The organism is Streptomyces sp. CMB-StM0423, from assembly GCF_002847285.1.
Classification (GTDB): Bacteria; Actinomycetota; Actinomycetes; order Streptomycetales; family Streptomycetaceae; genus Streptomyces.
Window position 1 is genome coordinate 331,508 of sequence record NZ_CP025407.1, and the last position, 23,573, is coordinate 355,080.

Genomic DNA, 23,573 nt, shown 5'->3' on the forward strand with positions numbered 1-23,573 from the left:
CTGACCCCGTCGCCCGCGCCGGGCGGGCGACGGGCGCCGGCACGGCTCAGCCGGGCCAGCCCAGTCGGTCCGCGACACGGTCCCAGTGGTGGTCCGCGTCGCCGAAGGCCAGCGCCCACGCCGCCATCTGGCCGGAGAAGAAGTGCAGGTCGTGCTCGTGGGTGAAGCCGATCGCGCCGTGCACCTGGTGACCGGTGTCGCAGACCCGCAGGCACGCCTCGCTCACCCACGCCTTGGCCATCGACACCTCCGCCGCGGCGTCCAGCCCCTCCGACAGCCGCCAGCTCGCCTCGTACGCCATGAAGCGCGAACTCAGCACGTCGATGGCCATGTTCGCGCAGTGGTGCTGGACGGCCTGGAAGGAGCCGATGGGCCGGCCGAACTGCTCGCGCTCCGCGGCGTACGTGACCGTCAGGTCGAGGACCCGCTGCGCCGCGCCGACCATCGCGGCGCAGGTGGCGGTGGCGCCGTACGCGTCGATCGCCTCGGCGACCTCGCGGCCGGCGGTCAGCGCGCGGTCACGGGGCACCCTCACCCTGTCGAAGCGGACGCGGCACGGCCGGTCGGCGCCGATGGCGTCGAGCCGCTCGCGTACGACGCCGGGCGCCGAGGCGTCCACCAGCAGGGCGGGGCCCTCGGCGGGCACGACGAGCAGGTCCTCCGCGGCGTGCGCGTAGGGCACGAACTGCGCCGTGCCGTCGAGCACGAACCCGTCGTCCGCCGGAACCGCTGCGATCTCGGCGCCGGTGCCGTCCCAGCGGCCCGGCACGGCGCTCATCACCCGGCCGCGGGCGATCTCCCCGAGCCACCGCGCCTGCTGCGCCTGTGTGCCGTACCGGGCGAGAGGCAGCCCGCAGCACGCCACCGTGGCCAGGAACGGGCTCGGCACCAGGGCGTGCCCCATCTCCTCCACGACCAGGCACAGCTCCAGGAACCCGGTGCCGACTCCGCCGTGGGCCTCCGGCAGCGCCAGCCCGGTCCAGCCGAGCTCGACCAGCTCCTTCCACAGCGCGGCGGAGTAGCCGGCGGGCTCGCCGGCCACCGCCCGGGCTCCGGCGCTCGCGCCCCGCGACTCCAGCAGCCCGCGGGCGGTGTCCTTGATCAGCTCCTGGTCCTCGGTGAGTGTCAGGTCCATCAGTCCACCGGCGGGATCTTGTCGGACCGCACCCACACGCCGGGCCGCTCCTCCCAGAAGAGCTGCACGAGCACGCCTCCGGTGTGCTTGGGGTGGATGAACGCGTCGCGCCAGGCGGCGCCGTCGGTGCTGCCCTCGTTCTCGCCGAACGCCGGCACGCCGTGGTGCGCGCAGGCCGCCGCCGCCCGGTCCCAGTCGGCGACCTGGAACGTCACGTGGTGCGCGGCGGCGCCGTTCCTGTCCCAGAACCGCTCGATGAACGAGTCCTCGCCGCGCGGCATGATGACCTCCCAGCAGATCGTCGATCCGGGGATGTTCAGCACGAGGTCCGCCATGTCCAGGTGCTCGTCCTCGGGCGTCCGCCAGACCTGCACGAAGCCGGCGAGCCGCTGGTACCAGCGGGCCAGCTCGTCGCGGTCGGGGAACGCCTGGCACACGTGGTCGAGGGCGACGATGCCGAGTGACGGCGCGACCGGGGGCTCCGCGGTCACCGGTACGGCGGGACCGTCACCGCACAGCGCGAGGTCGCCGGGACCGCGCAGCCGGAAGAGCACCCCGGGACCGCGCTCGGGCGGCGACAGCGACGCCTCCAGCCAGCCGCCGCCCCCGCGGGCCGCCGGCTTGACGCCGAGCGCCTCCAGCTCGGCGCGGACGGCCCCGAGGTCGGGGACCTCCGCGGCGACATGGTGCAGTCCCGGGCGGCCGCCCTGGCCGTCGAGGAACTCCTGGATCGCGGACCCCTCGCCGGCCGGCGCCAGCACCTCCCAGGTGTGCCCCGGGTTCCCGGGCAGCTCCAGCCGTACGCCGCGGCAGCCCTCGGCGGGGTTGTCCCAGCTCCGCGTGCGGCGGAACCCGAACAGCCCCTCCAGCAGCGCCACCTGCGGCTCCAGCTCCGGTGCGACCTGGCCGATGTGGTCGATCCGGTAAATCCGCACAGATCCTCCTCGCTCGTTTCCACTCAAGGGCCGGGCACCGCTCAGCTCGGGTGCGGTTCGATCCAGTCGTACTCGTTGGTGACCAGTTCCTTCACCAGGCGCAGGTTGTACCGGTTCATCGCCGCGATCCGCTCGGCCAGTTCGCCGACCCGCTTGTCGAACTCGTCCGCCGGATACACGTCGTTGACCAGGCCGATCCGCTGCGCCCGCGCGGCGTCGAGCCGGATGCCGGTGAAGAGCAGCTCCTTGGCCATCGCCTTGCCGACCCGGCGCGGGAGCCGCTTGACGCCGCCCCAGCCGGGCGCGGACCCGCCGAACTCCGGCTGGTCGGGGTCGCCGTCCTCGGTCATCTTCGGCCGGTACGGCGGCCGGGCGGACAGCGTGATCTCGACCAGGCCCATCTTCGCGTCGTCCGAGGCGACGATGAAGTCGGCGGCCAGCGCCAGCTCCAGCCCGCCGCCGACGGCGTAGCCGTGCACGGCCGCGACGACCGGGACGGACAGCCGCTCCATCATCGCGAACGTCTTCTCGCCGAGCCGCCCCTGCTCCACCCGCTCCTGCTTGGTGAGCTGCTCCGACCAGCCGAGGTCCATGCCGGCGCAGAACGCCCGCTCGCCGGCCCCCCGCAGCACCACCACGCAGACGTCCTCGTCGTCGTCCACCTCGGTGAAGAACCGGCGGAGTTCGCGCATCGTCGTCGGGGTGAGCGCGTTGAGCTTCTCGGGCCGGTTCAGGGTCAGCCAGGCGACCCGCTCCTCGATCTTCAGGTCGAGGGTCTCGTACATGGAGAGGATTCCTCCTTGGTCGTTATCGGCTGCGAGGCAGGTTCAGGCCCCGGGTGGCGATGACGTCGCGCTGGATCTCCGACGCGCCGCCGAGGAAGGTGGAGGCGACACAGTCGCGCGACATGTGGGTGAAGACGCCGCCGAGCGGGGCGTCGCGGCGCTGCCAGAGCTGGGCGGACCGGCCGAAGGCCGAGGCGCCGGTACGGGCCAGGCGCTGGTGCAGCTCCGCGCCGAAGAGCTGGTTGACCGACGCCTCGTAGCCGGGCACGCCGCCGGCCGCCTGCTTGGACACGGTGTAGCGGGCGAGGTTGTACTGCACCCGGATCTCGGTGTGGCGGCGGGCGATCTCCCGGCGCAGCGCGGCCCTGGTGTCGTCCCTGAGGAACACGCGGCCCTCGTCGGAGCCGACGTAGCCGACGAGTTCCGACAGCGCCTGCTCGTACTTGATCGTGGCGCCGATGCCGGCCCGTTCGAAGCTCAGCGCGGTCATCGCGACGTACCAGCCGCGGTTCTCCTCGCCGACCCGGTTGGCCGCCGGCACCCGGACGTCCTCGAAGAAGATCTCGCAGAACGGCGTCGCCCCGCGGATGTCGGTGATCGGGCGGATGGTCACCCCGGGAGCGGTCGCGTCGACGAGCAGGAACGTGATGCCGCGGTGCGGCCGCGACGCCTCCGGATCGGTGCGTACGAGCACGAACAGCCAGTCCGCGTACTGCCCGAGCGAGGTCCACACCTTCTGCCCGTTGACCGTGTACGTGCCGGTGGCCTCGTCGCCCTCGCGGACCGCGCGGGTGCGCAGCGAGGCGAGGTCGGAGCCGGAGCCCGGCTCCGAGAAGCCCTGCGCCCAGGTGACCTCGCCGCGGGCGATCGGCGGCAGGTGCGCGGCGCGCTGCTCGGCGGTGCCGTGCTCCAGGAGCGTCGGGCCGAGCAGGAAGGCGCCGATCCCGTTCACGGTGGGGACGCGGGCGCGCATCATCTCCTCCTGGAGGACGAACTCCTCCAGCGCCGACAGTCCCGCCCCGCCGTACTCGGCCGGCCAGTGCGGGGTTATCCAGCCACGCTCGGCGAGGACCGCCGCCCACGCGCGGGCCCCGTCGCGGCGCGCCGGGTCGTCGGAGAGCCGGTCGACCGGCCAGTTGTAGCCCCGGACGTCCTCGGGTTCGAGGCTCTGCTCGGCCTCGCGGTCGGGCACGTAGGCCGGTGGGAAGCGGTCGCGTACGAAGGCGCGCACCTCTTCCCGGAAAGCCGCCTGCTCCGGGGTGTCCGCCCAGTTCACGGTGTCTCCTCCCGGTCCCAGGTGCCGGGGGTGAGGCCGTGGTCGCCTTCGGCCCGCAGCCGGTACTTGGCGACTTTGTCGGTGGGCGTACGCGGCAGGGCGTCGATGAACTCGATGTAGCGCGGGACCATCGAGCGGGGCAGCCGCTCCGCGCAGAACGCCACCAGCTCGGCGGGCTCCAGCGCCGCTCCCGGCTGCAGCACGACCGCCAGCTTGACGTCCTCGTCGCCCAGGTCGGAGGGCACGCCGATGGCTGCGGACTCCAGGATCGACGGGTGCAGGTTGACCTCGCACTCCAGGTCGAAGGCCGAGATGTTCTCGCCGCGGCGCCGGATGGCGTCCTTCATCCGGTCGAGGAAGTAGAAGTAGCCGTCGGCGTCGCGCCACACGCGGTCCCCGGTGTGGAACCACATGTTGCGGAAGCAGTCGGCGGTGGCCTCGGGGGCGCCGTAGTACCCGGTGGTGATCACGAACGGCTGCCTGGGCCGTACGACCAGCTCGCCGGGCTCGTCCGCCCCGACCTCGCGGTCCCACTCATCGACCACCGCCACCTCGAACCGCTCCTCGTGGGCCTGCCCGCACGACCCGAGCCGCCACTCGCCGTACGGGCTGGCGGTGGCGATCCCGACCTCCGTGCTGGTGTACGTCTCCACCGAGCGGACGCCGAAACGTTCCCACAGCGGCTCGTCGAGGCTCGACTTGCCCATGTAGAAGGTCTCCAGCGGGTGTTCCTTGTCGCGCTCGGTGCGCGGCTGGTTGAGCAGGATCGGGATCATCGAGAAGACGCTCATCGCGACCTGCGCGTCGAACATGCGCACGTCGTCCCAGAACCGCGAGGCGCTGAAGCGCTCGACGATGGCGATGGCCCCGCCGGCGAGGAGCGCCGACATCACGCCGTCCCAGAGCCCGGCGGCGTGGAAGAGGGGCAGCGGGCAGTACGTCGTCTTGCCCCACCGGTCGAGGAAGTCGAGCGAGTCCAGCGCACAGGTCAGCGCCAGGGCGTGCGGGACCATCGCGCCCTTGGATGGGCCCGTGGTGCCCGAGGTGTACATGATCGCCTGGAGGTCGCCGAAGCCGACGTCGACGCGGGGTGCCTCCACGCCGTTGGACAGCAGGCTGGACAGCGTCGCGGCGGGCTTGCCGAGCGCGCCGAGCCGGACGCCGGACGCGCCTTCCGTCCGTACGATGAGGCGGCCAAGGTCGGGCAGGTGCCGGGCCACCTCCGGGAGTCTGTCGGCGTACGGCGCGTCGATGATCAGCGCCGAGGCGTCGGAGGAGTGCAGGACGTGCCGGAGCAGTTCGCCGCGGTAGCCGACGTTGATCGGCACGGCGACGGCCCCCAGCCGGGCCAGCGCGAAGATCACGTGGATGAAGTCGGCGCAGTTGGGGAGCATCACGCCGACGTGGTCGCCCCGGTCGATGCCCGCGGTGGCCAGCCCCTGCGCCACGCGGTCGGCCATCGAGTCGACCTCGCCGTAGGTGACCTCGCCCTCGCGGAATTTGAGGAAGGTCTCTGTCCGATGGGTTTCGGCCCGTTCTCGGAGTACGTCACCGAGAACCAGGCTCGCCAGCGCTTCGTTCCGCATTCGAACCTCTTGCTTCGCTTTTGGGCGGCACTGATTCGCTTGCGACGGTCGAACTGATATTGACTACCAAGGTCGTTGATATCGGACCACGAAAGAATGCGCCTCGCAAGGGTGCTTGGCGCCGCTCCGCCGCCGCCCGGACCGGCCCGGTGGCCAACTCGGGCTGTAGCGCGGTGTGTTGGGGCCGTTGCCGGGTGTCGGCTCCTTGCGGCAGACAGCGGCGCCCGGCGCGGGGTATGCGCCGGGCGCCGCTGGCGGCGGACTGCGTGCTAGTCGTCCGCCTTGGGCTCCTCCGCGTTGCGCCAGATCGTGAGGTCGAAGGTGACGTACGACGCGTCACCCGACTCCCGCTTGCCGCGGTACGTCGCCACGGCGATATGGCCCGCGTCGCTGAGCACGCAGAACTGCGAGCCGTCGCCGACCTGGTCGAGGGTGATCTTCTCGGTGTAGCGGGTCTCCGTCCGGCAGGTCTCCAGGGAGCCCTTCTCCGAGTTGTTCAGCAGGATGAACTTCCCGTTGTCGCTGCCGATCCAGGAGTCCGAGAAGAGGGTGTCGACGTAGTAGTACAAGTCCTGACCGCCGTAGGCCACGTCCCCTTCCTCCGGCCGCGGAGGGTTGTCGGCGAGGTTCAGGGCGTAGTTCTGCGTCACGTCGACGCCCTCGTACGTGACCGGCTTCGGGTCGACCGGCTTCTTCTCCGTACCCGAGTCCGCTCCCTCACCCGAACTGTGCGAGCCGCCGCCGGTGCTGTTGCTCGCGGGCGCCTTGCTCTCGTTGCCCTTGTCGGAGTCGTCCGGCAGCAGCGAGCCGATGACCCCGAGGACCACGAGCGACCCCACCACCGACGCAGCGACGATCAGCCCGGTCCGCTTCTTCTTGGGCGGCTGAGGAGCCGCGTAGGGCGGGCGGGCGCCCGGCGGCGGGGTGCGGTAGCCGGGAGGGGGCGTGCGGTAGCCGCCGGGCGGCGGCTGCATCGGGTGCCCGGGCGGCGGCGGCGCGCCGGGAACCCCCGGGGCGCTCTGCGTCGGCGCGGCGGCGGTCGGCGAGAACGCGGCCTGCGGGTGCATCTGGCCCGGCGCCGGGTGCTGCGGTGCGAACTGGGTCGGCGGGTGCTGCGGCGCGGCCTGGGTGGGGGGCGGCGCGACGGTCGGCTGGGGCGGCGGGGTCTTCGCCGGTTCCGGCAACTGCAGCCGCTCGGTGATCGAGCCGACGACCGACTGGGGCAGCCAGTCCTCGCCCTGGCGCAGCGGCTCCGGCGAGATCTCGTGGCACTGCTCGATGATCTCCGTCAGGCTCGGCCGCTCGTCCGGGTCCCGCGTCAGACAGCGGGTCACCAGGGGCAGCAGCTCCGCGGGCACCCGGCTGAGGTCGGGGTCCTCGTGCACGATCCGGTAGAGCACCGCGTGCGAGGGCCCCTCACCGTACGCGGGTGATCCGATGGCCGCGTAGGCCGCGATCTGGCCGAGGGCGAAGACGTCGGTCGCGTTGCTGATCGTCCCCGCCGCCGCCTGCTCCGGCGCCATGAACGACGGGGTGCCCACGCTGACCCCGGTGCCGGTCAGCGCGGTGGTCTCCGCGGCGCGCGCGATGCCGAAGTCGATCACGCGCGGGCCGTCGGAGGCGAGCAGCACGTTGGCGGGCTTGAGATCGCGGTGCACGATGCCGGCGCCGTGGATGACGTGCAGCGCCTCGGCGACGCCGACGGACAGCAGCAGCACGCTGCGCAGCGGCAGCGCGCCGTGCTGCGCCACGGCGTGCGCGAGCGACGGACCCGGTACGTACGCCGTGGCCAGCCAGGGCTGGGGACCCTCGGTGTCGGAGTCGATGACCGGCGCGGTGTACAGGCCCTGCACCCGCTGCGCGGCCTGGACCTCCCGCTGGAAGCGCCGCCGGAACTCGGGATCCTCGCTGAACTCGGGCCGGATCACCTTGATCGCGATGGGCCTGCCGCCGGGTGTGTAGGAGAGGTACACCTTGCCCATCCCGCCCGTGCCGAGCACGGCGGCGAGCCGGTAACCGCCGACGACGGCCGGATCGCTCTGCTCAAGCGGCCGGAAAAGGTTCGCCGAAGGTCCACTGGTCATGGTGATCATCCCCTGTTCACGGCAGTCGAACTCCTGCCGACACCCCGAAGTCAACGGGGAGCGTACCGACTTTCCTTCGCTGTCCTCACCACGTAGGGCAACAACCCTGCAACAACAGATTCCGTCCGGACCCACGAAGGTCCCCGAGGAGGGCATCGCGGACCCCCGCACCCGGCCCCCGGGGGGGCCGGGCCGGGGTTCGTCAGTGGCTGGCCGTCGGCTCCGGTTCGCGGGCCGGCATGGGCTGCGTCTGCGCGTCCTGTCCCGTGGGCCGCGGCCCGTCGCCCTCGGGGTCGAGGTCGGGCACGGCCACGGCGGCGGACCTGCTTGCCGGTCTGCCGGGATGAGTACGCGTACTCATGCCCGTATCCCGCGCGCGGCGGACCATGGCTCCATGAGACAGCTCTCAGCCGTCGCGGCCGTGGGTCTCGTGCTGGCCTGCCCGGTCTGGGTGTGGTGGGCAGTCGGTCAGTTGGACGCGGACTTCGACGACCTGGACTACTACATGCGGCCGCCGGAGCTGCCCCCGGGGCTGGAGCCCGCGCTCGGGATCAGCGGGATGGCCGTCGCCGTCGTATGCGCGGTGGTGCTGGTGGTCGGCACCTGGCTGGAGTGGTTCGACCTCCGGTGGTGGCAGGTGATCGGGCCGCTGGTCCTCGCGGGGATCGGCACCGGGTACGGCTGGCGGATCCTCACCGCCGGCGGCATCGGCGCCAACATCGGCGCCGGGGCCGTGATGCTCTTCGGGGTGCCGACGCTGTTCGCGACGCTCGTCTGGGCGCTGGTGCGGAGCATTCTGCTGGTACGGCAGGCGCGCAGGCGCCGGAGCTGAACCCCGGCGGCGGCCGGAGTCGTTGCGGCGGGTCTCCCGCGCGTGCCGGGTCAGGTGCCCGCGGCGCGCGGCGACGACGCCGAGGAGATCGGCGCCCTGTGGGCCGGGCTCGCCGAAGGTCGGTCGTACGGCGCCCGCTGGCACCCGCGCCGTGGGCGCCGCTGTTCGGCATGCTCACCGACCGCTTCGGCGTCACCTGGGTCCTGGACGCCGCGGCCCCGTACCAGGGCTGAACCAGCCGCTCGCGGGTCCGAGGGGCTGGGAGACGCACGGGCGGGATCGTCGCCCGTGCACAAGTAGAGTGCAGCCACGCCTCGTGACCGTCGTTTCTGGGGGGATGCGTGCTGCGGCAGTTGGAGTACCTGGTCGCCCTCGCCCGGGAGCAGCACTTCGGCCGGGCCGCCGCCGCGTGCTTCGTCTCCCAGCCCTCGCTCTCCGCCGGCATCCGCAAGCTCGAAAGCGACCTCGGCGTTCCCCTCATCCGCCGCGGCGCCCGCTACGAGGGGCTGACGCCCGAGGGCGAGCACGTGCTGACCTGGGCGCACCGCATGCTCGCCGAGCACACCGCCCTGCGCCAGGAACTCGCCTCGCTGCAGGGCGAGCTGACCGGCACCCTGCGGCTGGGCGCCATCCCCACCGCACTCACCGTCGCCTCCCTGATCACCACCCCCTTCTGCGCCCGGCACCCGGGCGCGAAGGTCAGCCTGGAGTCGCTGTCCTCCAGGGACATCACCCGCCGCCTCACCGGCCTGGAGATCGACGCCGCGCTGACCTACCTCGACGACCCCACGCTGCGCGACGTCCAGCGCATTCCGCTGTACGAGGAGCGGTACGTGCTGCTGACCCCGGCCGACGGCCCGCTGGCCGGCGCCGCCGAGGCGAGCTGGGCGCAGGCCGCCGCCCTGCCGCTGTGCCTGCTCGGCCCGCGCATGCGCAACCGCCGCATCCTCGACGAGAACTTCGCCGCGGAAGGTGCCACCGCCTCCCCCGCCGTCGAGTCCGACACGGTCGCCGGCCTGTACGCGCACCTTGCCGCCGGCCCGTGGTCCAGCGTCGTCTCGCACGCCTGGCTGCACATGTTCGGCGTCCCCGAGGGCAAACACGTCGTACGTCTGAGCGGCCCGGCCCACGGCGCCCGCGTCGGTCTGGTCGTCGCCGAACAGCGGCCCCAGCCGCCCATGGTCCGGGCCCTGCTGGCGGTGGCACGTGAAGCGGGCGTACGCGGGTCCCTGGACGCCCTCCTCCACCGCCACCTGCGCTCATAGCCGACTCCTCACGCCCATAGAACACTTCGCTTTGACCACGCGGACTCCCCGCCGCCACCGTGAAGGCCATCCCGCACAACTCGCCTCACCCGATCGAGGAGTCCGGCCATGGCCAAGGTCCTGTGCGTGCTCTACGACGACCCCACCGGCGGATACCCGGCCGGCTACGCCCGCGACGACCTGCCCCCCATCGAGTCCTACCCGGACGGCCAGTCGGCGCCCACGCCCCAGGGCACCGACTTCACCCCCGGTCACCTGCTCGGCAGCGTCTCCGGCGAACTGGGCCTGCGCGCCTTCCTGGAGAGCCGCGGCCACACCCTGGTCGTCACCTCCGACAAGGACGGTGACGCGAGCGTCTTCGACCGCGAGCTGCCCGACGCCGACGTGGTCATCTCCCAGCCGTTCTGGCCCGCCTACCTCACGGCCGAGCGCATCGCCGCCGCCCGGAACCTCCAGCTCGCCATCACCGCGGGCATCGGCTCCGACCATGTCGACCTGGACGCCGCCATCGCCCACGACGTGGCCGTCGCCGAGGTCACCTTCTCGAACAGCATCAGCGTCGCCGAGCACGTCGTGATGTCGATCCTGGCGCTGGTCCGCAACTACCTGCCGTCGAACCGGGTGGCCGGCGAGGGCGGCTGGAACATCGCGGACTGCGTCGAGCGCTCGTACGACCTGGAAGGGATGCACGTCGGCACGGTCGCCGCGGGCCGCATCGGGCTGGCCGTGCTCCGCCGGCTGGCGCCCTTCGACGTCAGGCTCCACTACACCGACCGGCACCGCCTGCCGTCGGACGTCGAGGAGGAACTGGGGCTGGTCTTCCACGAGTCGACCGCGGCCATGGTGCCGCACTGCGACGTCGTCACCATCAACGCGCCCCTGCACCCCGAGACCGAGGGCCTGTTCGACGCCGAGCTGCTGTCCACGATGCGGCGCGGGGCGTACCTCATCAACACGGCCCGCGCCCGCATCGCCGACCGCGACGCCGTCCGGGAGGCCCTGGAGAGCGGCCGGCTGGCGGGCTACGCGGGCGACGTCTGGTACCCGCAGCCGGCGCCGGCGGACCACCCGTGGCGGACCATGCCCCACCACGGCATGACCCCGCACATCTCCGGCTCGTCCCTGTCCGCCCAGGCCCGCTACGCCGCCGGCACCCGCGAGATCCTCGAATGCTGGCTCGACGGCAAGCCCATCCGTGACGAGTACCTCATCGTCTCCGGCGGCGCCCTCGCCGGGGCCGGCGCCCACTCGTACGCGGTCAACGAGACCACGGTCTGAGCCTCCTGCCTCCCCGGCAGTCACCGCGCGTGGGCCGGCCCGGACGACGAGGTCCCGGGCCGGCCGCGCCGTACGTCCCCTCCCCCGGCCGTACGGCACGTCACCGCCGGTGTGCCGCAGCCCCGTTCAGCGCCCCGCGGCCGTCCCCGGCCCGGCGGCGGGGAGCCGCCCTACGGCGTGCGCGCCCCGCGGCGCGTCGGCGAAGTGCAGGGTGCCGCCGTGGTGGTCCGCGATCTCCCTGGCGATGGCCAGCCCGAGGCCGGCTCCGCCGGACTTGCGGGCCCGCGCGTCCTCCAGCCGGCTGAACCGCTCGAAGACCCGCTCCCGGTCGGCGGCCGGTATCCCGGGGCCGTCGTCGCGTACGTCGATCCGTACCGTCTCGGCGCCCTCGTGCCGCTCGGTGCCGACGGCCACCTCGATCTCCTTGCCGGCGTAGCGGCAGGCGTTGCTCAGCACGTTCCGCAGCATGCGCTCCAGTTGGATGCCGCTGCCCGTCACCCACGCCGGCGGCCCGGACGCGCCGAGGCGGATCTCCAGCGGGTGGGAACGGCGCAGATGGCGGTGCTCCTCGACCAGGTCGTGGGCGAGGTCGGTGAGGTTGACGGGCTCGCGGGGGACGGCCGCGGTGCCGTCCAGCCGGGCCAGGAGCAGCAAGTCCTCGCTGAGGCCCTGCAGCCGCTCCAGTTCGTGCAGGGCGCTGCGTACGGCGGTGGGCCAGTCGACCTGCTCCGGGTGTGCCAGCAGCGATTCGAGCGACGCGCGCACCGCCGCCACCGGGCTGCGCAGTTCGTGCGAGGCGTCGCCGATGAACTGCTGCTGGAGTTCGGTCGAGCGCTCCAGGCGTACGAGGATCGCGTTCGTCGTCAGCGCCAGCCTGGTCAGCTCGTCCCCGCCCTTGGGCACGGGCACGCGCCGGTCCAGCGAGCGAAGGGTGATGTCCTCCAGTTCCTGGCGGATGGCCTCCACGGGACGCAGCGCGCGCCCGGCCGTCACCCAGGCGACGGTGCCGATCACGACGGCGGCGGCCTGCGCCAGGTAGAGCAGCTCCCCCTGGAACTCGGCCGGGCCCCAGCCGATGAACCCGCCGTTGGCCTCCGCCATCTTGGACGTGATCACGAGCACGGCGGTGAAGCCGAGCAGCGTCCCGATGTACGCGACGAGGGCGAACCGGGCCCGTAGAGGCACTCCCCGGCCGTAGGGCATCGCGAACAACCAGGCCGCGACGCCGGCGGTGACGCCGAGGAGAGGTGCGGCGAAGACGGGGGTCTCGATGCTTGACAGGACGGATCTGTTCGTGCCGAAAGCGAAGTAGGCGTCGAGCGGACTGCCGAGGCTGCCGCGGGCGGCGAACTCGACGGCCGTGATCCCGCCCGCCGCTACGGCACCCCACAGCCGCGGCCACGGGGAGCTGCCCACACCCGCCGCCCAGGCGGCGAACGCCACGAGGACCACCCCCGGCAGACCTCGCGCCTGCAGCAGCGGGGGGACGAAGACCACCGCGCCCGCCGCGAGTCCGGCGGCGACGGCCGCACGGCCCCGGGCATCGTCCGCCGCGCGGCGCAGCAGGCGGGTCCCGAACCCCGTCGTGGCGCCGGGGTCAGCGGGCTGCGGCATGGCCGGAGAGCAGGTAGCCGCAGCCGCGCACCGTCGTGATGGAGCGGCGGCCGAACGGGATGTCGATCTTCCGGCGCAGGGCGCTGACGTACACCTCGACGATGTTCAGGTCGCCGTCGAAGTCCGCCGACCACACCTGCTCCGCTATCTCCGTCTTCGACACGACCTCGTCGCTCCGGCGGGCCAGGCACTCCAGCACGGCGAACTCCTTCGCCGTCAGCGCGACCCCGGCCTCCCCGCGCCCGCACGAGCGGCCCGCCGGGTCGATCCACAGGTCGCCGATGCGCAGCACCGCCCGGGTGCGCGAGCCGCCCCGCCGGAGCAGCGCGCGCAGCCGGGCTTCCAGCACCACGTACGAGAAGGGCTTCGCCAGGTAGTCGTCGGCACCGGTGTCCAGCCCCTCGGCCTCGTCGTACTCGCCGCTCTTGGCCGTCAGCATGAGGATGGGCGTCCCGACGCCCTCCGCCCGCAGCCGGGCGCACACGCGGTAGCCGTTGAGCCCGGGGAGCATGATGTCGAGCACGATGGCCTGGTACGGGTACTCCCGCGCCAGGTACAGGCCGGTGTGGCCGTCGTGGGCCAGGTCCACGGCGTAACCGGCCGCCTCCAGGCCCCGCTTGAGGGAGGCGGCGAGCCCTTCCTCGTCATCCACGACCAGTAATCGCATACGTCCAGTATCCCCGCGGCCCCGTTTCGTTCCTGAAGGAACTCTTCAGGTCTGAAGCGGTGTTCAGGGTGCTTCAGCGTCCTCACAGCGGCAACCGGCGAACATCCGGGTCCCATGACGGCTTTCCCCCGTACGGACCCTGCGTCTTCCGTCCCCCGGCGGCCCCGGCGAACACCGCGCGTCGTGCCGACGGCGGTCCCGGCGGCGGTATCCGCCCTGGCCGCCTACGCGGCGGTGCGGCTCACCGGGCTGCTCCTGCTCTGCGGGAGCGCCGCGCTGAGGGACGAGGATCCCCTGCGCCGGCTCAACGGCCGCTGGGACGCGGTCTGGTACCGGCGCATCGCGGAGAACGGCTACGGCTACGAGGCCCGCCTGCCGGACGGCAGCGTCCACCCGGACCTCGCCTTCTTCCCGCTCCTGCCAGGGCTTGAGCGGCTGCTTGCGGCGGCCTCGCCGCTCGGGGCGGCGGACGCCGGACTGCTGGTGGCGGTGGTCTCGTCGCTCGTCGCCGCGTGGGGCATCTACGCGGTGGGCACCCATGTCGCCGGACACCGCGCGGGGGTCCTGCTGGCCGCCCTGTGGGGCGTGCTGCCGACGGGGTTCGTGCAGTGGATGGCGTACACCGAGTCCCTGTTCACGGCGCTCACGGCGTGGTCCCTCCACGCCGCCCTGACCGGCCGCTGGCGGACGGCGGGCCTGCTGGCCGCGGTGGCGGGGCTGTGCCGCCCGACGGCCGCCGCGCTGCTCGCCGCCCTCGCCGCCGCCGGGGCGGCCCACCTGGTGGTGCAGGCCCGGGGCGGCACGCCGGTCGGCAGGCTGCTGCGCCGGAACGGGCGGCTGCTCACGGGGATGCTCCTCGCGCCGCTGGGCTGGTTCGCGTACATGGCCTACGTCGGGGTGCACGAGGGAAGTCCCTTCGGTTACTTCCACGTTCAGGCGGCCTGGGGCAACCGCATCGACGGCGGCGCGGCGCTCGCGGGCTTCATCTGGGACCTCCTCACCGGCCCCTGGCCCTCCCCGCTCGGCGGCGCCGGGGTGTGCGCCGCGCTGGGCCTGGTCGGCGCACTCCTCGTCGCCGCCGCCCGGCAACACCAGCCGCCCGCCCTGTTCACGTACGCCTGCGCCGTCGTGGCCCTCTCCCTGGTCGGCGCGGCCTACTTCGGCTCCCGCCCCCGCCTCATGACCCCGGCCTTCCCACTCCTGCTCCCCCTGGCGGCCGCCATGGCGCGCTGGCCCGCGGGAAGAAGCGCGGCGGTGGCAGCCACGGCGGCCCTGGCCTCGGGCACGTACGGCGCGGTGGTCCTGCTGGGCAACGGACCGCCGTGAGCGGGTGCCGCGGCCGGGGCGTCACGCCGGGTGTGGCCGGCACGATGCCGCGGGCGCGGACTCGGCGCCGGGTCGTCGGCTCAGACGGCGGTGCCCGTGACGTCGTCCTCGGCCCTGCGCGTGGCGGCGCGCAGCAGGGACGCGCCTGTGGGTGTGAGGGTGTGCAGCACGGCCGGACCGTGCCGGACGGTGGTGATGAGGCCGGCGTCGCGCAACGCGGTGGCGTGCCTGCTGGCGGCGGAGGCCGAGACCCCGGCGGCGCGGGCGATCTCGCCGGTCGTGGCGCCCGCGGACGCGGCGCGCAGAGCGACCGCGCGGGCACGTCCGAGGAGATTGGTGAGGGACTGATCGGGGGCGCCGGCGGTCACGGAGCGGGCTTCGGGCTCGTGGAGCAGCGAGTACCAGACCACGGGCGGCAGTCCGGGGTCGGCGAAGGCGACCGGCTCGCCCCAGTTGAAGTACGAAGGGACGAGGGTGAGTCCGCGGCCGTTCAGATACAGGTCCCGGTCCTCCGCCTGTCTGGGGTAGGCGACCTCCAGGACGGGCGGAGACCAGCGCAGCATGGGTCTGAGTCCCGCGAGCATGCCCTCCACTCCCCCGTCGAGAAGCCCCCGGGAGCGCACCGCCCGCTCGGCTTCGATCCGCGCCTGCACCTGCTCCGCGTGGGGAGCGACGACGGCCTCGAAGTACGCGCGCAGGATCCCCGCGAACTCCTGGCGCGCCTCCCGTCCGGCCAGTTGGCCGGCCCACGCGGGTGCTCCGACGGTCCGGTCGAGGATGGTCATCTCCTCGACCACCCGTTGCGGCGGCGTGGCCAGGATCGACTCCAGTCCGGCGTCCAGGCCGTTCACCGCATCGGCCGGAGTGAGAAAGTCCGGAAAGTACGCGGCCCTCGGATACAGGGGCAGCAGGACACTCCGCAGCGCCCGCTCCAGCCCCGCCTCCCGCAGCCGCTGCCGTGTCGTGCGGTACCAGCCGGCGTAGGCCCACCGTCCGCCTCGGAACTGCAGCCGGTGCAGACTCGCGGCGATCTCGAACATGGGGTCAGGGGCGGGGGCGAGCCGGGTCCTCGCCAGATCCACATCGGTGAAGTGAATGCGGAGCACGTCGTTCCCCCAGCCTGAGTTCGGATCCTGCCCGACGGCGCACGTGGGTCCGCTCGGCGCGTGATCGGGCCAGACGACCGTAGGAAGCTGCGATCAGGAAACGATAAACGGCTGTTCAACGAGCGTGCGACGCACGCTTGCCGGCGCCTGCGCGGGGACAGACGCCGGTCTCAGGCATGGGCCGGGCGTGCACCGGCGGATGGAGGTGACGGCACGTGGGGCGCGGACGGGCCGCCCGTCACGTATCCCGCGTCAGGGCGGCTGCTGGTCGAAGTTGTGCAGACAGCGCCAGGTGCCCGAGCCGATGATGCCGTCGACACCTACGCCGCACCGGCTCTGCGCGTCCCTCGTGGCCGTCTCGGTGCTGCGGCCGAAGATCCCGTCGATCTCCACGTTGCGGACCTTCCCGGTCGTGGGATCGGCGGCCGGCAGGGCGTTGCTCCCGGCCGCCTCATGGACCGCCGCGATGCCGTTCAGGTCGTGGCCGGAGATGCCGGTGGAGATCCAGAGGGTTCCGTCCGCGCCGAACCGGAGGCCCTTGGGTGCGGCGAACGCGCCCTCGGAGGACAGGTCCGGATCACCGGCGACGAGGAACTCCTCCCAGCGGAACGACGCCGGCGTACCGCCGTCGGCCGCCTCGCGCCAGCGGATGGCGCGCCCGTAGCGATCGGCGCCACGCGCGCACCCCCTGCCGCCGCGCCTTCTCCCGCCCCGCCCGAACACGGTGAGCCGCCCGCGCCGTTGGCGAGGGCCGGATACACCTCGCCGTCGAGCGGGCTCACCGCGACTGCCCCGGGCCGGGCGAGCCGAGCGCCGCCGCGAGCGCCCTGATACGTGGGTCTTCGACGACGTACGGCGCCCCATGGGTTCTCGGGCGAATGGAGACCGGCATGCTGACTTCCCTTCCAGAAGACGCGGCGGGGCTCGCTCCGCTACGCCGGAGTTCATGACTGCTCACGGGGCCTTGCCGGGCCGGTCGGCACCTTGCGTCCCCGTAGTCACGGGGCCGGACCTCGGCGCCCTCGTCGATGTCGCCGTCAGCGGCGAGCTGGACCATGCGGGAGTCGATCAACGTCGAGGCGCCAGGCTCAGGTTCCGGCACTCCTGCGCCTGGGTACGTGTCTGATCTTTCAGGACCTGTCGGGTGATCGCGTTGCCGGAGAGCCTCGCACACTGGCGCCGGCACGGACAGATACGCGCGGCGCAGCTCAAAAGCCCAGGTGGGAAGCGCCGCACGGGGGCACGGCGAGATGCCCGGCCGGCCCCGTCGTCTTGACATGTCCTCGAAGAGAGGCCGTAGTTGTTGAAGACACCAAAGGTGAGGGGAGTGCCATGCGTTACGCACGACCAGGCGTGCACCGTGCGTTGTTGGCGGTGGCGGCGATCGGGCTCGTCGCGTCATCGGCGGTACCTGCCGAGGCCAAGTCCGAGTCGAAGGTCCTGATCTACACCGGCACGACCGGGTACCGCCACGCCGGCTCGATCGACGGCGGCATCGGCCCGATCCAGAAGGCACTGGACAAGGCCGGGATCTCATCGGTACGGGAGGACTGCGACGGTCTCGGCGGGGCCGTCGGCAACTGCGACCACCCGGACGCGAACCCCCGCGTCTTCACCCCGGAGAACCTGGCCCAGTACGACGCGATCTTCCTCTTCAACTCCTCGTCGCAGTGGCTCGGCGGCGGCCGTCCGGGCCCGCTGTGGGACGAGGAACAGCGCACCGCCATCCGTGGGTTCGTCAACGCCGGCGGCGGAATCGCCGCCAACCACAACGCGGTCGACATGGGCGCCGGCGTCACCACCTGGGACTGGTGGGACGGCGCGGCCGACAGCGCGGTCGGCACGCTGATGACGGGCCACGCCGCCAGCGACCTCAACAACGTCGCCACGGTGCGGGTCGCCGACCGCAACCACCCGTCGACGCGCAACCTTCCCAAGGAGTTCGCCTTCGGAGACGAGCACTACAACTTCGCCCGCAGCGTGCGCGGCGACGCACGTGTGCTGGCAACGCTCGACGAGGAGACGTACAACCCCGGCCCCAACGCGATGGGCGAGGACCACCCGATCTCCTGGTGCAAGCACTACGACGGCGGCCGCATCTGGGTCACCGGGATGGGCCACTTCGCGGAGTCCTACACCCAGAACGGCGGGGACAACAACCTCGTCAAGCACCTAGTCGGAGGGATCGGCTGGGCGGCCGGCCAGGGCGGCGGAGGCCAGTGCACGCCGTGACCACCTAATCGGAAGCAGCCACACCCCGGCCGCAATTCCGCTCCACGCGGACGGCCCCCCACCGACCAGGCCGGTCGTCACGCTCCACCGACGACCGGCCGGCGGTCGGGATTCCCCGAAGCCGCCGAAGCCGCCGGGAAGACCCTGGCCAGACAGCGGCCGACCGATCACCGCAAAGGACACCGCGCCCTTGGCGACCCGCTTGCGCAGCAGGGCAGGCGTCACTCAATCCGATCGAAGGTGTTGAGGTCGCATGTATCAGGGTCCCCGAGGTAGATCGCCAACTGCAGGTCATCAGCCGAGCCTTCCGCTTCCAGCGTCAAGCTGTACATCCCCGAGGGGCCGCGATAGTCCCTGCCATGAATCCCCTCAAGTCCGACGGACAGAGTGCCTCGCTCCTCGCCGGCGCCAAGTTCCCACCGACCGACACCGGAGGTTCTTGGCTCGTCTTCCCAGTCGAACCCGCTCATGTCCGGCCACCCGCCATAGGCGAGGACCCCGCCGGATTTGAGCGTGAGGGTGCCGAACCGGTCACCCTCATAGCGGCCTTCCAGATCGGCCGCGGTGACATCGTCGCCGAGGCGGCCGATGCCGCAGCCGACGTAGTTGGCACACGACGTGAGCGAGGCAACGAGCAGGACCCCGGCGGTGATCACTGCCCCGCTACGGACGGATATGACGGACGACACGTGCTGATCCTAGAGCTGGGCCCACGACCCCGCATACCCACAGCCCCGAGCCCGGCCGGCCTCCGCGGCTAAGGACTGTCTCCCGTAAAGGATCCACGGGTCGGGGGTGTTGCTACCCCATGACCGTGCGGGCCGCGTCCAGAACCGCCGGCCGGTTGCCCTCCAGGTAGTCCCGCACGCTCCCGCCATCGGGCAAGCCTTCCCAGACCGTCCGTTTGACGTCGAGGAAGTACGCGCGTGCCGCGTCGTGTACAGGCAGGGAAACTGGATACGGATGAGCCGCTCCACGACCCACAGCCTGTTCATGACGTCCCGGGTCGTGAGGAACCAGGCGTCGGTGTCCTCCCACTCGGCAGGCCCGTTGAGGGCGGAACGTTCGGCCTCGGCCTCCACCTCGATGAACCGCTCCAACAGCGCGAGCCGTTCCCCGCACCGGGCTTCCGCCAAGGCGACGACGTCGATCTTTGAGCCGCCCAGGCCCCAAGTCGAGTCAGCCGTTGGCAGGACGCATCCTTGGCTGCGCAAAACCGCTCGCCGTTGGCGGCCACCGGCGCGATGCTGTCACGATGCCAGCGGAGACCGCGTACCACGACGAACTCGGCGACTACTTCGCAAGGAACGCCGACACCAGCCCCTACAACGCGTACACCGACCGGCCGGCGATGCTCGCGCTGGCGGGGGATGTCGTGGGGCTGAGGATTCTCGATGTCGGGTGCGGGGCCGGGCACTATGCGGCCGAGCTCCTGGCAAGGGGTGCCCAGGTGTTCGGGATCGACGGCAGCGCGACTCTGCTGCGTCACGCGCGGGAGCGATTGGGCGACCGGGCCGAACTGCGCATGCACGACGCGGAGAAGCCGCTGCACTTCGTCGACGACGCATCGTTCGACGGGGTCGTGTGCGCATTGATGCTTCACCACATCTCCGACCGCCCGCGTCTCCTCGGCGAGGTTCGACGTGTCCTGCGTCCCGGTGGATGGCTGCTGGTATCGACGACGCACCCTACTGCCGACTGGCGGAAGTTCGGCGCTTCGTACTACGCCGACGACTGGGTTGATCTCCCGCTCGGCGGGGGCCCGTTGGGAGTCCACTACCAGCGCATGACGCTGGAAACCTTCCTGAACGAGCTGCTGGCCGCCGGATTCATTCTCGAAAGACTCATCGAGCCTCGCCCGACGCCCGGCCTGCGAGAACTCGACGAACCGGCCTACGACAAGCTCCACCAGGCTCCGTGTTTCCTCGCCGTCAGGCTCCTCCGGCCCTGATAGCACGCCGGACGTGGCTGTTGAGCAGGGCGGTTGCCGCGGCTCAGGTGGTTTCGCCGTTCGGCGCGGCTGCGGTCCCCAGGATTCGGGTAAGTGCTCCTTCTCGCCCGGGTCAGTTCGTGCCAGGAGAGCGCACGCAGCAGCACGAGCCCGGTGAGGGCCCTGATCGTGGTGCCGCCGGGGGCGGCGCCGTCGATGACGGCGCCCCGGCCAGTGCGGCGCCGGGCAGGGCGAGCCGCAGGTCCCGCGCCGAGCAGCGCGAGCGCCACGTGCGGCACCAGGAGCCCCACGAACCCCCAGGGCGCCGACGGCCGCGACGGCACCCGTTGCTCGCCCTGGCCTGCGCAGTGGGACTGACCGTGCGGGTGGAACTCGGCCCCGGACTGGTCTTCCGGCTCGCCTCGCCGCCGGCCGCGCGGCCTTCACACGCGTCCACCCGGACGACGAACGAACTGATCCTCCTGGACACGGGCACACCCGACCGGCGCAGGCTGCGTCCACCCGTACCGCCGCGGCCGACCGGCCCTCGGTGGTACCGGCCCCGCCCGGTCACGGCGCGGTGTCGACCTCCAGGACGCAGTGGCGGAGTTCGTAGCTGCCGATGCCCTCGATGAAACCGACCGTGGGCGGTGTCGCCATCCGCAGTCCCGGAGTCGCGAACAGCCGGCTGAGGAAGATGTCCGTCTCCTGAAGCGCAACATGGACGCCGGGGCATTTGTGCGGGCCGTCACCGAAGGAGAGGCCGGGTGAACCTGCACCGTCTTTCATCGCGCGCCCGGGACGGATTCGGGGTGGCACCGGGCCCACGGCTCGTTCGTCGAGGTTCGTGCCGTCGATGAGAATGTCGATGCGGTCCCCGGTCTGCACCGTCAGCGTCTCGTCGCCCTCGCCCGGCAGGTCGAGCGGCTCGGTCGCCCGGCGCTGAAGGCGGCCGATGACAGGTTCGACACGGAGAATCTCGTTGAGCACCGCGAGCCGCCCGCCCTCGTCCGCCGCTCGATAGTGCGTCAGCAGCGCCTCGTCCGAGAACAGATGCCAGGCGGCGGCGCTGATGAACTCGCGGGTGGTGACCATGCCAGCCGCCGCGAAGGTGAGGCATTCCCCCAGGATCTCCTGGTCAGAGCAGCCCTCGTCGATCAGATGGGAGATGAGGTCGTCACGGCGCTCGCGGCGCCGGGCCCGCACGGCGGGCCGGACATCGCCCAGGTAGAAGCGCAGCCAGTTGATGTTCTGCCGCACCATCCAGTAGATGCCGTGGAAGCTCGTCAGCCCGGGCTTACCGAACTTCTCGGGAAAGAAGCGCTCGAGCCGCTGCTTTATACCGGGTCTGCTATCGGTCAGGCCGATGACGGCGCAGGCCACTTCGATCGCCAGGGTGAAGGTGAGGTCGGACAGCGGGGCCCGGCCGGCAGCCGTGAGGCGGTCGAGCTGGGCCTGCGTGACCCGGACCATGACGTCCCGGTAGTGCTGGTCGACGCGGCGCGGAGTGAAGAATCGGGCGGTCTGCCGACGGTGCTCACGGTGTTCCGGTCCATCCCGGTAGAGCACCGGCCGCCGGATTCTTGACGGCATTTTCTCGACGGTTTCGATGCCGAGGCCGGCCTGGACGGTGGCGGTGCTTCGTAACACCGTACGGGCCTCTTCGTACCCCCGTACCTGCCACTGGCCGTCCCCGGCCCGCGAGACGGGGCAACCATCGGCAGCCGTCGCCCGCTCGATCCTGCGACACCCGTACCCCTTGCTCTCGCCGTTCTCGGCAGCCCCACGGTCCACAAGCGGTACCTCCCCTTCCCTGAAGCGGATGCCGAATGCTCTTTTCCCCCAGGGACCCCGCCATATCCTCACGGCGGACGGGATGACCGGGATTGCGACCACGGCCCAGTCCGGCGTCGAACACTGCGTGGGCCAGGGCTCCCGGCGGGTTCCCGCTCACGGCGGACGGGCGCTCTGCCCGCTCACGTGCCTTTGCCGAACGGCTACCCGACGCCACCTACCCACCTGACACCCCTACGGGCCGACGACGGCTCTCGGCGCGGCGGCCAGGACCTTGAGCCGGGTGTGGCTGCGGCGTTCGGGGTTACTCGCCGACATCACGGATCACCTCCGCGCGCTCCGTCGGCGCGGGTCCTCTGACGTGGACGTCGTCGCTGTCGTGGTCCACGTGGACGGCGTGGCCGGCCTGGGTGAGGGTCGCCAGTAAGGCGTAACGCAGGGCCGCGCGGATGCCGTCGGGCTCGCTGTGGCCACGTCCGGCGGGATCGAGCGCGGCGCCGGGTTCCCACCGCACCACCACGGCGTCGACGTCGCGTCGCACGTGCAGGCCCGCCGCCCCTTCTCCGCCGCCGGCGGTGACGTCGAAGCCGGCAGCGGCGAGGAGTCGGCAGACCTCGTCAAGAAGCAGATGCGGTGCGTCTGCTGCCTTCACCATCTCGCTGCCTCCACACCCGTTCCATCGCCTTGCGCATCGGAACCCGAAGGTCTTCGCACATCGGTGTGCCGCCGGTGGAGGAAACCACCCATGAGGCCACGTCGCGCAGAGGGACGTTGGCGTGCTGGGAGGTCTGCCGCAGCACCTGCCAGGCGTCGTCGGCATCGCCATGGAGGACGGTCATCAGGACCCCGCGGGCCTGATCGACCACCGGCCTGGTCCGGATGGCCTGTTTGAGTTGGGCGTTCTCCTCGCTCAACTCGGCCAGCCGGTGCCGGACCCACGGCGGCAGCCCGCCGAGGGCCGGCCCGGGTTCTCCCGCCGGCTGCCGTGACGGCTGAGCGGTGGTGTCGTTGTCGGCCGCAGGCCGTATGTGGGGCATCCCGGGGTCCCTATGCGGAGAGGGCATGACGGTCTCCTGCTCGCCTCACTCGATAATGCACGACGATTCACGACATGGATTTCGCGTCTTACGGTACGCGAAGGCGGCATCGTACGATACCGGTGATGGCTACCGCACCCGAATCACACACCGGCTGGACCTTCCTCACCAACCACGCCCGCGTCCTGGCCGCCATCGCCGACAACCCCTCGGTGCGGATCCGCGACATAGCGGCACATTGCCGACTCACCGAACGGGCCTGCCAGCGGATCATCGCCGACCTGGAGCAAGGCGGCTACCTCTCCCGCACCCGGCACGGCCGCTCCAACACCTACCGCATCCAAGAGGACGTCCCCCTGCGCCACCCAGCCGAGTCCGGCCTGACCGTGGCGACCCTTCTGGCCCTCCTGGCGCGGCACGAAGAGCCCGGAAACCAGCCGGACCTCGCGCCCCAGGACCTCCCGCACCCACCACCGGACGATGCCGGCAGGCAGACGCAGGCGTGAAGGATCGATCACGAACAGAAGGAGACGGAACGGGGACGCGGGGCAGGCAGAGGGCACACAACTGGCGGGCACCTGACGCGGACCGCGCACGCCGGTCGCAGCCCGTCACGATCCCGTCGTACGGGACCTCTCTGCCGGACCGTTCGTCGGCGCGCTCGTCCAGCACCGGTCGGAGGAGTAACACG

22 protein-coding genes and 2 pseudogenes are annotated in these 23,573 nt (G+C 72.0%); 8 read left to right on the plus strand and 16 right to left on the minus strand.

Features of this window, described 5'->3' with window-relative positions:
- Window positions 1-46 precede the first annotated feature (46 nt).
- The 7 genes from CXR04_RS01420 to CXR04_RS34695 all read right to left on the minus strand — a co-directional run bounded on the left by CXR04_RS01420 (window position 47) and on the right by CXR04_RS34695 (window position 8,162).
- Window positions 47-1,135 carry an acyl-CoA dehydrogenase family protein gene (locus CXR04_RS01420; protein WP_101420086.1) on the minus strand — a complete coding sequence of 363 codons (1,089 nt, stop codon included), beginning with the start codon at window positions 1,133-1,135 and terminating at the stop codon, window positions 47-49.
- Window positions 1,135-2,070, minus strand: a complete 936-nt coding sequence (locus CXR04_RS01425; protein WP_101420087.1) for a VOC family protein — start codon at window positions 2,068-2,070, stop codon at window positions 1,135-1,137. Before CXR04_RS01425 ends, CXR04_RS01420 begins: the two co-directional genes overlap by 1 nt.
- 41 nt (window positions 2,071-2,111) lie before the next feature.
- Window positions 2,112-2,855, minus strand: coding sequence for an enoyl-CoA hydratase/isomerase family protein (locus CXR04_RS01430; protein WP_101420088.1), 744 nt, complete (start codon window positions 2,853-2,855; stop codon window positions 2,112-2,114).
- A 22-nt stretch (window positions 2,856-2,877) separates the two neighbouring features.
- On the minus strand, window positions 2,878-4,131 hold the full coding sequence (locus CXR04_RS01435) for an acyl-CoA dehydrogenase family protein (protein WP_101420089.1): 1,254 nt from the start codon (window positions 4,129-4,131) through the stop codon (window positions 2,878-2,880).
- The gene (locus tag CXR04_RS01440; RefSeq protein ID WP_101420090.1) at window positions 4,128-5,717 is read right to left on the minus strand and encodes an AMP-binding protein; all 1,590 of its coding nucleotides are present in this window, start codon (window positions 5,715-5,717) and stop codon (window positions 4,128-4,130) included. The genes CXR04_RS01435 and CXR04_RS01440 overlap by 4 nt, the downstream gene beginning before the upstream one ends.
- A 269-nt stretch (window positions 5,718-5,986) precedes the next feature.
- Window positions 5,987-7,810 (minus strand): serine/threonine-protein kinase, encoded by a 1,824-nt coding sequence (locus CXR04_RS01445; protein ID WP_101420091.1) that lies wholly within the window; start codon window positions 7,808-7,810, stop codon window positions 5,987-5,989.
- Window positions 7,811-8,003: 193 nt separating this feature from the next.
- Window positions 8,004-8,162 (minus strand): hypothetical protein, encoded by a 159-nt coding sequence (locus tag CXR04_RS34695; protein ID WP_159072242.1) that lies wholly within the window; start codon window positions 8,160-8,162, stop codon window positions 8,004-8,006.
- Window positions 8,163-8,195: 33 nt separating this feature from the next.
- Between CXR04_RS34695 and CXR04_RS01450 the strand changes: the two genes are divergently transcribed.
- The 4 genes and pseudogenes from CXR04_RS01450 (at window position 8,196) to CXR04_RS01465 (ending at window position 11,176) form a co-directional block, all read left to right on the plus strand.
- A complete protein-coding gene (locus CXR04_RS01450) occupies window positions 8,196-8,633 on the plus strand; it encodes a hypothetical protein (RefSeq protein ID WP_159072243.1) in 438 nt (145 codons plus the stop codon).
- A 66-nt stretch (window positions 8,634-8,699) separates the two neighbouring features.
- A pseudogene (locus CXR04_RS01455) lies at window positions 8,700-8,866 on the plus strand (VOC family protein); the annotation flags it as partial.
- A gap of 108 nt (window positions 8,867-8,974) precedes the next feature.
- The gene (locus CXR04_RS01460) at window positions 8,975-9,898 is read left to right on the plus strand and encodes a LysR family transcriptional regulator (protein WP_234379980.1); all 924 of its coding nucleotides are present in this window, start codon (window positions 8,975-8,977) and stop codon (window positions 9,896-9,898) included.
- A 108-nt stretch (window positions 9,899-10,006) separates the two neighbouring features.
- The gene (locus CXR04_RS01465; RefSeq protein ID WP_101420093.1) at window positions 10,007-11,176 is read left to right on the plus strand and encodes an NAD-dependent formate dehydrogenase; all 1,170 of its coding nucleotides are present in this window, start codon (window positions 10,007-10,009) and stop codon (window positions 11,174-11,176) included.
- A 126-nt stretch (window positions 11,177-11,302) separates the two neighbouring features.
- On the opposite strand, the gene CXR04_RS01470 is transcribed toward CXR04_RS01465, so the two are convergent.
- A complete protein-coding gene (locus CXR04_RS01470) occupies window positions 11,303-12,790 on the minus strand; it encodes a sensor histidine kinase (protein ID WP_101420094.1) in 1,488 nt (495 codons plus the stop codon).
- Window positions 12,774-13,457 carry a response regulator transcription factor gene (locus CXR04_RS01475; RefSeq protein WP_101420095.1) on the minus strand — a complete coding sequence of 228 codons (684 nt, stop codon included), beginning with the start codon at window positions 13,455-13,457 and terminating at the stop codon, window positions 12,774-12,776. The genes CXR04_RS01470 and CXR04_RS01475 overlap by 17 nt, the downstream gene beginning before the upstream one ends.
- A gap of 114 nt (window positions 13,458-13,571) precedes the next feature.
- Here CXR04_RS01475 and CXR04_RS01480 point away from each other — a divergent pair, with 114 nt between their 5' ends.
- Window positions 13,572-14,783, plus strand: coding sequence for a hypothetical protein (locus CXR04_RS01480; protein ID WP_101420096.1), 1,212 nt, complete (start codon window positions 13,572-13,574; stop codon window positions 14,781-14,783).
- Window positions 14,784-14,863: 80 nt separating this feature from the next.
- On the opposite strand, the gene CXR04_RS01485 is transcribed toward CXR04_RS01480, so the two are convergent.
- Both CXR04_RS01485 and CXR04_RS01490 read right to left on the minus strand, forming a co-directional pair.
- The gene (locus tag CXR04_RS01485; RefSeq protein WP_101420097.1) at window positions 14,864-15,889 is read right to left on the minus strand and encodes an ArsR family transcriptional regulator; all 1,026 of its coding nucleotides are present in this window, start codon (window positions 15,887-15,889) and stop codon (window positions 14,864-14,866) included.
- Window positions 15,890-16,141: 252 nt separating this feature from the next.
- Complete coding sequence (locus CXR04_RS01490; protein ID WP_101420098.1) at window positions 16,142-16,612, minus strand: peptidoglycan-binding domain-containing protein; 471 nt, start codon at window positions 16,610-16,612, stop codon at window positions 16,142-16,144.
- A gap of 609 nt (window positions 16,613-17,221) precedes the next feature.
- Here CXR04_RS01490 and CXR04_RS01495 point away from each other — a divergent pair.
- On the plus strand, window positions 17,222-18,121 hold the full coding sequence (locus tag CXR04_RS01495; RefSeq protein WP_234379981.1) for a ThuA domain-containing protein: 900 nt from the start codon (window positions 17,222-17,224) through the stop codon (window positions 18,119-18,121).
- Between the two features lie 221 nt (window positions 18,122-18,342).
- Here CXR04_RS01495 and CXR04_RS01500 read toward each other — a convergent pair whose 3' ends face one another.
- Both CXR04_RS01500 and CXR04_RS35460 read right to left on the minus strand, forming a co-directional pair.
- Window positions 18,343-18,810: a hypothetical protein gene (locus CXR04_RS01500; RefSeq protein WP_101420100.1), complete on the minus strand. Its 468-nt coding sequence runs from the start codon at window positions 18,808-18,810 to the stop codon at window positions 18,343-18,345.
- Between the two features lie 112 nt (window positions 18,811-18,922).
- Window positions 18,923-19,260, minus strand: a pseudogene (locus CXR04_RS35460) (hypothetical protein); the annotation flags it as partial.
- Window positions 19,261-19,376: 116 nt separating this feature from the next.
- On the opposite strand from CXR04_RS35460, the gene CXR04_RS01510 reads away from it, so the two are divergent.
- Entirely contained in the window at window positions 19,377-20,072 is a 696-nt protein-coding gene (locus CXR04_RS01510; RefSeq protein WP_101420101.1) for a class I SAM-dependent methyltransferase, read from the plus strand.
- A gap of 549 nt (window positions 20,073-20,621) precedes the next feature.
- Here the strand turns inward: CXR04_RS01510 and CXR04_RS01515 are convergent.
- The 3 genes from CXR04_RS01515 to CXR04_RS01525 form a co-directional block, all read right to left on the minus strand.
- Complete coding sequence (locus tag CXR04_RS01515) at window positions 20,622-21,701, minus strand: cytochrome P450 (RefSeq protein WP_234379982.1); 1,080 nt, start codon at window positions 21,699-21,701, stop codon at window positions 20,622-20,624.
- A gap of 448 nt (window positions 21,702-22,149) precedes the next feature.
- Window positions 22,150-22,500, minus strand: a complete 351-nt coding sequence (locus tag CXR04_RS01520) for a hypothetical protein (protein ID WP_101420103.1) — start codon at window positions 22,498-22,500, stop codon at window positions 22,150-22,152.
- On the minus strand, window positions 22,463-22,759 hold the full coding sequence (locus CXR04_RS01525) for an ANTAR domain-containing protein (protein WP_234379983.1): 297 nt from the start codon (window positions 22,757-22,759) through the stop codon (window positions 22,463-22,465). The genes CXR04_RS01520 and CXR04_RS01525 overlap by 38 nt, the downstream gene beginning before the upstream one ends.
- 248 nt (window positions 22,760-23,007) lie before the next feature.
- Between CXR04_RS01525 and CXR04_RS01530 the strand changes: the two genes are divergently transcribed.
- Window positions 23,008-23,388 (plus strand): helix-turn-helix transcriptional regulator, encoded by a 381-nt coding sequence (locus CXR04_RS01530; RefSeq protein WP_199850366.1) that lies wholly within the window; start codon window positions 23,008-23,010, stop codon window positions 23,386-23,388.
- The last annotated feature ends 185 nt before the right edge of the window (window positions 23,389-23,573 follow it).